Source organism: uncultured Sulfitobacter sp. (assembly GCF_964021855.1).
Taxonomy (GTDB): domain Bacteria; phylum Pseudomonadota; class Alphaproteobacteria; order Rhodobacterales; family Rhodobacteraceae; genus Sulfitobacter.
Genome location: NZ_CAXHZD010000009.1, coordinates 91,936 through 99,172 on the forward strand (window position 1 = coordinate 91,936; position 7,237 = coordinate 99,172).

Sequence of the window (7,237 nt, forward strand, 5' to 3'; positions counted from 1 at the left end):
GCATTTAGATGTCGGGTGAAAAAGCGTGGCGAATTCAGCTTGGGCATTGGCAAGGGTGTGTGCCACAAGAATTCTCAACGATCTCGATGAAAAAGCAGCACATAACGAACGCGACCATGTGTGCCGCGGAACTATATCTTAAGTGACATCAAAGATATCACTTATGCAGCACATGGATACCAAAGTGCTGAAGCATCCTGTCTTGTTGATCGGAACTAATTGTAAGGTCGGTCAAGTCGAGAGCCTGATTGAAGTCTAATTCATCAATGTCCGCATGCGCTATCATAGCGTTTGTGAGCAAAGAATTTGTGATGCGTGTGGTGTTTAGGTTTGATCCAACGAAGTTGGCGAACGACAGATTGCAACCACTCAGGTCGGCACGACGAAGGTCACATAATTCAAAAATGCTGCCTTCTAGATTTTGCCCTGACATGTAAGTATCGGATAAATCTGTGCGGTAACAAGATATACCGCCCACAACATGGCGAGCATTGACGTGACGATGCGGATCCATGTTAAGTTGGACTGCGGAAAAGTTGCATTTCTCTAATCGTAACTTGAACCCCTTACACGCTGTGAACTGATTGCTGGAAAGATCGCAGCCCTCAAAGATTGTGTCGGAGAGATCGCAGCCGGACCAGATACAACGTTTCTCACCATCTGCCTCGTTGAACTGACAAGAAATCAATCGAGTATCTCGAAAAGAGCAGCCTGTGAATCTGCAGCCATGGAACGTAGACATCCCAATTTTTTCGCCATCAAAAACGCAATCTACAAAAACGCACTCCAAGAACTCAGTTTCAAAGATTGAAAACCTGTCGAGGCTGTCTTCGCGAAAGACCACCCCCTTAACCTGACGACTTTCTGCTGCGTCCAGCAGTGTTATGGCAGGCATCTAGAGGACCACTAAGCCAAGTTGGCCAAGTAAATCTGCCGCCTGCCGTTTCGAAATGATTGCACCTTTGAAACGTCGCGCATCGTGCAGCTTGACACCACCCAAATCAGCACCGCGCAAATCGGCATTCTCAAATCCGCAGTCGGCTAGATGCGCATTCCTAAGGGAGCAGTCTTCGAAAACACTGTTTCTAAAATCGCAAGCTCTCATATCCGCATCGCTAAAGTCGACTTGTTTCAGTGTCATCTTTTGGAACGAAAATTTAGGAATAATAGCCAGCACCAACAGCACGTCTTCAAATTCAATACCCATGGATTGCACCTCGGTGAAATCCGCTCCTGTCATCTTGCATCGTTTGAGACTGGCAGCGGATAATGTGGCTCCCCGCATATTTGTGTTGCTGAAATCCCCTCCATCTATTGTACCGTCCAGGAATCTGGCCCCCTGAAAGCTGGCTCGCGCGGCACGGCAGCCTGAAAAACTAACTCCGTCGAGAATTGCCCCGTCGAAGGACGCGCGCGTAAGGTTGCATCGCTCAAACTGCCAACCGGACAAGTCAAGCTTTGTTAAGTCCAGTTCTTCAAAATTGCAGTTTTTCATAGTGCATGGCTGTCCTGTCATGCTGATACGCTCGATGTCGGACCGAGAAGGGCTGCAATCTGATAGTGTCGATTCTAGTAGTGACATACCTTTTCCTTTCGGAGCACTTTGATCCAAATTTGACAAGAACGAACAATGATTTGAAATCCTTTGGATCGGAACGTAACGCGAACAAAAGTCGTTCACAATACCCTCCGTTCAGTAAATTTGGATTTGCATAGGCTATTTTTGTACTTGCGTGGCTACTCCAAGGTCGCCACCTTTTTGCATTCTGGGAAACAGATGTGGTGATCGCGGCTTCGCGAGAGCAGTCATTGGCGCAGCCGCAGCGAAATTACGCTTTGTCCTGTGTGGATGGCTCCCTTTTTGCAAGTACAATTTAGCGTATGGCATTTCGTCAGAAGCAGTCTTGTGTTCGGCCTGTTAGCGCGACGCACATGGCCGCTGGCCCTCCCTCTCAGCGATGCAAGCATCGCCTGCCGGGCAGTGGATGGTTTCCACCAACCAAGTCCCTTCCGCACATCGAACAGCAAGCGTTCTGGACAAAGCTCGGGGTGTCTTGGTTTTTGGGCTGACAAAGTTCCATCACTTCATTGGTTTTGCAAACTCCTGTTGTTTCGTTGGTCTATTAAACGGTTCTCACTTTGTAGGGTTCATTCCTTGTCAGCACAGCCCAGATCATACGGGCGGTTTTGTTGGCCATGGCAACGGCAGCTACCCTGCTTGGCTTGCGTGACAGGATGTCAGCGAACCATGGATCAAACTTTTCCGGTTTCACCCTGATGGATCGGATGCGGGACGTCATACCGAGAACCAATGATCGACGTATGTATAGATCACCCATCTTCGAGATGTGACCCAGACGTTCCTTTCCACCACTTGATCTATTGAGCGGTGTCAGTCCCAGCCAAGCGGCGAACTCTCTGCCGTTGTTGAACTGCTTGCCACTACCGACGGTCGCCACGATTGCTGACGCTGTAATTGGTCCGACACCAGGTATCGTTCGCAGCAACGCAACGCGTTTCTCGCTTTTGGCAATCCGCGTCATATGTCGAGAATGCCGCAGGATCTTGGCGTGCAGGAACAGCAGTTCGTCGCACAGATCGAAGACAACCTCTTGAGCGTCCTTTGGCAGGTCTGGTTGTTCTCCATCTACGCAATCCTTGGCAAACCGCAGCGGATGATAAACGCCTTGCGGCAAGACGAGACCGAACTCTGCCAACTGTGCCCGCAGCATATTGATCGTTTGAGTTTGCTGTCGGACAATGAGATCACGGGTTCGATGAACCGTGAGTATCGCATGCTGTTCCGGCGATTTCACTTCGACAAACCGCATTGTTGGGCGCGTCACCGCTTCACAAATGGCCGCAGCATCAACGGCATCAGATTTGCCACGTTTGACGTAGGGCTTCACATAGGCTGGTGGGATTAGCTTCACGTTGTGGCCCAGCTTGATCAGTTCCCGTGCCCAATGGTGGCTGGTTCCACAGGCCTCGATGCCGACCAGACATGGCTCAAGGCGTTCAAAGAACGCCAACACTTGTGCCCGCCGTAAAGCGCGGTTGAATGCAACCTCGCCATTCTCATCAATATCGTGGACTTGAAAAACGTTCTTGGCCAAATCTAGGCCGATTGTTGTAACATGCATTGGGTGGCTCCTCTCATAAGCAGTTCATGGCAATTGCACTATGGCGCATTGCGACGCCGTTTGATGCAGGAGCCATCCACCCCATCCGCACAGTGGGACTTGAGGTATTGAATATCAAAGTTTGCTCTGCCGTGTTCGCCAATCAACTTAGCTTCTGACGAAATACCTAACGTTCTCCCCTGCTCGGCTCCGCGTGTCACAGGTGAGAACGTCCCTGCGGTCCGTCGCGCATGCGGCCATGCGGCCTTACCGCGGTGTCGCACTGTGTATCCCGGTTTGCCCGTCTCGCGAGCACGGCGGGTCTCGGCCACGCCTGCGGTCTTCGCTCTGGTCTGTTTTGCCGAGGCAAAACGATCCCGCCGCTGCGTCCGCCTGCGTGTCCGGCCCCACCGCTTGCCTGCTCGTGTCGGTCAAACCTGGCGTCCAAACACACACACATGAGTATGGAAGCATATCCTCCGGATGGCCCCCAAATCAGCCCGCCTCAAGGATCGCAAAACTTTTCGGCAAGAGTGGGGGTGTGGGGGGAGGTCAGTCGTGCCCGCGAGGGTGCGCCTTTTGTCGGCGTCGTACTTCGAAAACTTTTGCGCCCAGCAAGCTGGCGGCTGCGCCGTCCCTGACCCGGACAGATTCGGTGAACCAGAAATCGGCCATGCCCCCACAATCACGTGGTGGTCATCAAACTCAAACATCTGGAGATGAACACATGGCCTACGATCAAGCGACAACATACGAGACAATCGAACTCTTCGGTCTGACGGAGAAAGACGCACACCTGCCAATCCCGCAGGACGATATCCTGAAAGACAGCATTATTCGCGAAGCATTTGAGACACTGCTCGGGCAATTGCGGAATACCGGACTTGAAGGAGAGATCGAACCTCTCGCGCACGGGTTGGCAACAATCCTGCAGCGGCGCAAGGTTGCCCTCGGTAAGGAAGTTGATCGCACAGCGGATAAGATCGGCGCACTGGCAAAATGTCACGACGGATCAGAAATCGCCGAGACCGCACTGGAAGAGGCACAAGCGCGCTTCGTGCACTTGCGCGAGATTGTCGACGCCATCGAGACGATGGGGGAGGCTGCAGCGGAATGCTACGAGGTCGAGACAGGCAATGCCTTCATCCCGGCAGCGGGATCGCGGGCCAGCGTTCGGGCGCAAGAGACGGGAGCCGTCTTCGAGGCCAAGCAACTTTTGGAGCAGCATGATCGTGAGACGGCCGCCAAGTCAAAAGTCGAGGGCGTTCCTCTGATTGTCTCGGGAGCGACGGACTGGACTGACATCGACGTCATCTTCCGGACCCTCGATAAGGTTCGCGACCGCATCAAGCAAAACCGCAATCAGGATATCTTCATCTGCCACAAAGGCGGCAAGCATGGGGCGGAAATGATCGCGGCGCGGTGGGCGCGTGCACGGGGTATCAATCAAGCGCGCTTTGATCCGCGTTGGTCCGCACACGGACGTGCAGCACCGTTCAAGTGCAACGATGAGATGCTGGATGATAAGTTCGCCGCGACGGGAGTTGTTCTCTTCGGCGGCAACGGGGTCGCACTGAACCTCGGGCAGAAAGCCGAAGCGAAAGGACTGACGGTGATGCGGGTCGCGGATCCAGCGAAGGAGAAGGCAGAGGCATAAGTCAAAGAGGGTCACCTTCGGGTGGCCCTTACTTCGTTCTCAAGGGTGGCGATCGACGTACTGCTCTACGGCTCGGGTTCATTTATGGTATGCAGTCGCTATCCGAATTTCCCGTTTCCCGATTGGCAGAGCGGTATCTCAATGTAATCCCTGTCTATTGTGCCTGAGCTGCAAATAACATTTGTTGCGCAGCATATCACGCGCGCAGGTTTTTCAGATCATGCCCTTTTCTCCAGAACGCACCAAAGAGATTCAATCGCGCATTGATGCGCGACTGCAGTCTGGTCAGGCGAACGATTGGGAAGTGTCGTTTCTAACAAACATGGCCGCGCGGTTTCAGCAGTACGGAACCGACACACGTCTGAGTAAGGCCCAATATGCCAGTCTGCATAAAGTCCTGAAGTTGGAACGTGAGCCATCATCTCGGACTTCAGCGCAGACCAACGATGTTACTTCGCGCCCGACTCCGAAGCGCCGCACCAAGTCTTACCAACCAAAATCCAGACCGATGTCTGTCACCCGCGCAATCACTGCACCTCGGCGGGCGGTCCGTAGGGCCCAGCGGCAAATCATGGTGCCGCTTGTTATAGCTGTCGCATTCTTTGCGCTGATCGAATCTTTGTTCGATACAACATCGTCGCGATCCACATCCTACAGCCCACCAGCGACGTCTGCACCGCAAACGGCAAGTGCTGCTTACGTCTATGTGACGGGGACACGGGTCAATCAACGGGACGGGCCGTCCACGTCCGATCCGGTTATGGGCGTGCTGGTTGAAGGCACGCGTGTCCAACTGCTTCGTGACCAAGGGCAATGGGCGCAAATCCGGTCTGACTTGGGAACCGGCTGGATGTCCTCCAGCTTCCTGTCGCTCAATAGGCCGACCACCGCGCAACCCATACGACCGGATGGGACTCTCCGTTCAAGCGATGTGCGGATCATCGACGGTGACACCGTCGACATTCGCGGGCTGCCGGCGAACGTCCGCCTTGTCGGATTCAATGCCCCTGAGACGTGGCGGCCGTCCTGCACTGCAGAACGTCAGGTCGGGGAACGCGCAACGGCGCGTTTGAGCCAACTGGTCCGGAATGCGGCATCGATAGAATTTGAACGCGTGGCATGTTCGTGCAGGCCCGGAACCGAAGGTACTGACCGTTGTAACTTTGGACGCCTATGTGGATCGCTGTTCGTAGACGGTCAGGATGTTGGACGCACTCTGATTGGGGAAGGACTGGCCGTGCCATACCGGTGCGGCCGGACCAGCTGTCCTCCGCGTCCTCAAGCTTGGTGCGGATAATATCACAACCATCTCAACACCGAGAAATTGATCTTCGCCCGAGGATGAACAACCGCCCTGCCTTTCGATGCGCGTGATAGACCAAACCCCAACACCTTGCATCAAAGCGATCCCGACCTTCACCTCCATCGAGATCAACGAGAACCGTGGCGACTGCGATGTGGGGGCATACATTTTGGTCTCTTCTTTTTGCTCATTGATGTGGATCGCACGGGGTCGGACCGGCCGTACCCTACGCTGCGCTCCGGCGAGCACAAATACGGCTTCCACGCTTGTGGCGCGGACCCTCCGCATTTGCGCTTGCGACCGGTCCTCAGCCCCCGTGCTTTTTGATCCCCATCGCAAAAAGGAGAGACCAAAATGACCAACCACTACGTCGCAACAGTTCCCGTCAAATACACCGATGGCGAAGGCCAGGAGCGCACCCGTTTCCAACGCGTCGGAGCCATGTTCCGCAATACCCGGGGCGCGGATGGATCGGAGTTCTTCAGCCTCAAGCTCGACTTCCCCGTCGGTGTCCAAGAGCTTGTGATGTTTCCACCAAGCTCAAAGGAACCCCAAGAGTAAATCCTCCCCGAGGATGGGCCGCCGTAAGGCGGCCCTATCTCTGTCCCAGAGATCGCTGCGGGTCCCGTTGAGACCCCTGCCTTCGGCAGCAGTCACGGTTGCCGATGACAGAACTGCAAAGCAGTCCTGATGGTTCTGGTTGTGTTTGACCTTGTGCGGTGACAGGGCTGACAGCCAGCCTCAAGGGGGCCATCCGCAAAAACCTATCGGCGCTGCCTCCTCGGTTTTTACGGCAGAGAATTGGCAAGCAATTCTGGCCTCCCTTGACCCTGTCTGTCAGCCCTGTCGGTTGAGATCTGTCCCACCGCCTCAATTCCGTCCGAACATGACATGTTCAGACAGACCTCAGGCGCGGGCCCTGTTGAGAGCGGCCCATGTTAGAGCATGGGGCCGATGTTTGTTGGCGCCCTCTCGGGCGCGGCCTCGCACCTGCGGTGCTCGGCGTTAAACGGAATACAAGGCTGCCTGCGCACCAATTCACCGTAAGTATATTATTGACAGATTAGTATAGTTTCGTATGGTAGGTGTAGCCTTGTATGAAGGTGGCAGGAAATAGGGGGTCTTTCTTCGCATGTCTCGCTCAAAACGTCTCAC

At 54.3% G+C, this 7,237-nt stretch carries 6 protein-coding genes; 3 read left to right on the forward strand and 3 right to left on the reverse strand.

Annotated features, from left to right (window positions below):
• Nucleotides 1–157 precede the first annotated feature (157 nt).
• The 3 genes from AADJ11_RS19090 to AADJ11_RS19100 all read right to left on the reverse strand — a co-directional run bounded on the left by AADJ11_RS19090 (nucleotide 158) and on the right by AADJ11_RS19100 (nucleotide 3,143).
• Nucleotides 158–895 (reverse strand): pentapeptide repeat-containing protein, encoded by a 738-nt coding sequence (locus AADJ11_RS19090; protein WP_341235995.1) that lies wholly within the window; start codon nucleotides 893–895, stop codon nucleotides 158–160.
• Nucleotides 896–1,582 (reverse strand): pentapeptide repeat-containing protein, encoded by a 687-nt coding sequence (locus tag AADJ11_RS19095; protein WP_341235996.1) that lies wholly within the window; start codon nucleotides 1,580–1,582, stop codon nucleotides 896–898.
• Nucleotides 1,583–2,123: 541 nt separating this feature from the next.
• Nucleotides 2,124–3,143: an IS110 family transposase gene (locus tag AADJ11_RS19100; RefSeq protein WP_341235997.1), complete on the reverse strand. Its 1,020-nt coding sequence runs from the start codon at nucleotides 3,141–3,143 to the stop codon at nucleotides 2,124–2,126.
• Between the two features lie 706 nt (nucleotides 3,144–3,849).
• Between AADJ11_RS19100 and AADJ11_RS19105 the strand changes: the two genes are divergently transcribed.
• From AADJ11_RS19105 to AADJ11_RS19115, 3 genes are all read left to right on the forward strand, one after another.
• Nucleotides 3,850–4,779 carry a DUF2493 domain-containing protein gene (locus AADJ11_RS19105; RefSeq protein WP_341235998.1) on the forward strand — a complete coding sequence of 310 codons (930 nt, stop codon included), beginning with the start codon at nucleotides 3,850–3,852 and terminating at the stop codon, nucleotides 4,777–4,779.
• Between the two features lie 571 nt (nucleotides 4,780–5,350).
• Entirely contained in the window at nucleotides 5,351–6,076 is a 726-nt protein-coding gene (locus AADJ11_RS19110) for an SH3 domain-containing protein (protein ID WP_341235999.1), read from the forward strand.
• A gap of 360 nt (nucleotides 6,077–6,436) precedes the next feature.
• Complete coding sequence (locus tag AADJ11_RS19115; protein WP_341236000.1) at nucleotides 6,437–6,643, forward strand: hypothetical protein; 207 nt, start codon at nucleotides 6,437–6,439, stop codon at nucleotides 6,641–6,643.
• Nucleotides 6,644–7,237: the final 594 nt, after the last annotated feature.